Source organism: Methanocrinis sp. (genome assembly GCF_049974945.1).
GTDB lineage: Archaea > Halobacteriota > Methanosarcinia > Methanotrichales > Methanotrichaceae > Methanocrinis.
The window spans coordinates 1-1,681 of record NZ_JBNGCU010000181.1; the positions used below are offsets into that span (position 1 = coordinate 1).

General features: G+C 59.8%; 2 protein-coding genes. One reads left to right on the forward strand and one right to left on the reverse strand.

Translation table 11 applies throughout. The features are described from left to right. Nucleotides 1-132: 132 nt before the first annotated feature. Complete coding sequence (locus ACP5EL_RS10345) at nt 133-1,248, forward strand: putative sulfate/molybdate transporter (protein ID WP_428402430.1); 1,116 nt, start codon at nt 133-135, stop codon at nt 1,246-1,248. A 20-nt stretch (nt 1,249-1,268) separates the two neighbouring features. On the opposite strand, the gene ACP5EL_RS10350 is transcribed toward ACP5EL_RS10345, so the two are convergent. After that, nucleotides 1,269-1,681: type 1 glutamine amidotransferase (locus ACP5EL_RS10350; protein WP_428402431.1), on the reverse strand; the 413-nt coding region annotated here is incomplete at its 5' end.

The following is a 1,681-nucleotide window of genomic DNA, read 5'->3' on the forward strand; positions in this document are numbered from 1 at the left end:
ATATACTCTGGTTTCCGACTATTCTTTTTAGAATCTTTCGGTTTCCAGCTCCGAAGTTTGAGTGAAGCGAAGTATACTTTCAGCCACGGCGTCATGAACATATAGCGTGCAATCCATAAGTTTATTCAGTCTATGAACGAGCCCGATAAATCGTACAGCTCAAACCCGATCCTCGCCGAGATCTCTGGATCGATGGGAAACTTCGGGACGGTCCTTCCGATCGTCCTGGGAGCGGCCCTCGTCTCGGAGGTGGACCTGGGACCCGCCCTCCTCTTCTTCGGCCTCTGGTACATCGTCATGGGGCTCCATTACGGAATTCCGATGTCTGTAGAGCCGATGAAGGCTATCGGGGCCATCGCCATCGCCGAAGAGCTGACTTCTGGAGAGATCGCGGCCTCGGGGATGGTCCTGGGGGCGGCGCTTTTAGCCCTGGGGCTTTTCCGGGGATTTGAGCAGCTGCAGGGCCTGATTCCGGAGAGCGTCGTCCGCGGGGTTCAGCTGGGCCTCGGGCTTGTCCTTCTCAGGACGTCGCTAGTTTTCATCAGCCAGGACCTCCTCTTCTCGTCGGTTTCCATCGGCATCGTTCTCCTCTTTCTCGTCGCCAAAAGTCGGAGAGGAATCCCCGACCTTTCCACCCTCGCCGTCTTCGCCGTCGGCATCGGATACGGCCTCTTCACAATAGGTGTGCCCGAGAGCCAGACCGTATCGATCGATCTATTGCCCCTCCCAGATCTCGCCGACTTTCTCTGGTCAGGCTGGCACCTCGTCTTTCCCCAGATCCCCCTCACCCTCACCAACGCCACAGTGGCGACGGCCCTCACCGCCGAGGACCTCTTCAAGAAACGGATCGAGCCGGACCATCTCTGCGTCACCATGGGGCTCATGAACCTAGTCTCCGTCCCCTTCGGCGGGTTTCCTTTGTGCCACGGGGCGGGCGGCCTTGCGGCCCACCGCCGGTTCGGTGCCGAGACGGGGCTGGCGACCGTCATCGGGGGGATCCTCCTCCTCTTCGTGGCGTTCTTTTTTGCCGGTCCCGAGGCCCTGGCCCTTCTCCCCATCGGCCTCTTCGGGGCTCTCCTCCTCTTCGTCGCCCTGGAGCTTGGAAGATGCGGCCTGAAGACGGACGCGCCCCTTCTCACAGGAAGCATGGCCCTCATAGCACTTTTCACCAACGTCGGCTTGGCCTTCCTCTTCGGGATTTTCATGGCGGAGGCTAAAAAGCGGAGGGTCCGATCAAATCAAAAATAAGGTGAAGATAAAAAGCGATCTTAAACGCCGTACCGCCTCTCCACCTCGTCCAGAAATCGGAACATGAGCCCGTTCATCTCGGGGATGGCGTCGAAGCCGGCGAGGATCTCCTCTGCAGCCTGGACGAACTCGCCGCCGCCGGAGAGCTCGTCGGAGCAGTATCTGATGAGGCTCTCTATCCCTTCAGCCGTCGCCTCCAGGTGGAACTGCAGGCCGATGGCCCTTCCGAGCTGGAAGGCCTGATTTTTGCAAGCCTCGCTCTTCGTCGTCCAGACCGCGTAGGGCGGGATCTCGAAGGTGTCGCCGTGCCAGTGGAGGGCGACGAACCTCTCGGGGAGGACGCCGAATATATCCGATCTCGACCCCTCCGGCGTCAGGCTGACGGGGTGCCAGCCGATCTCACGATGTTTGTTTTTTCGCACCCTTCCGCCCA

Bases quoted from the DNA above. Each gene is read 5' to 3' on its own strand.
- ACP5EL_RS10345 (WP_428402430.1), top strand. From the start codon at position 133: ATGAACGAGCCCGATAAATCGTACAGCTCAAACCCGATCCTCGCCGAG.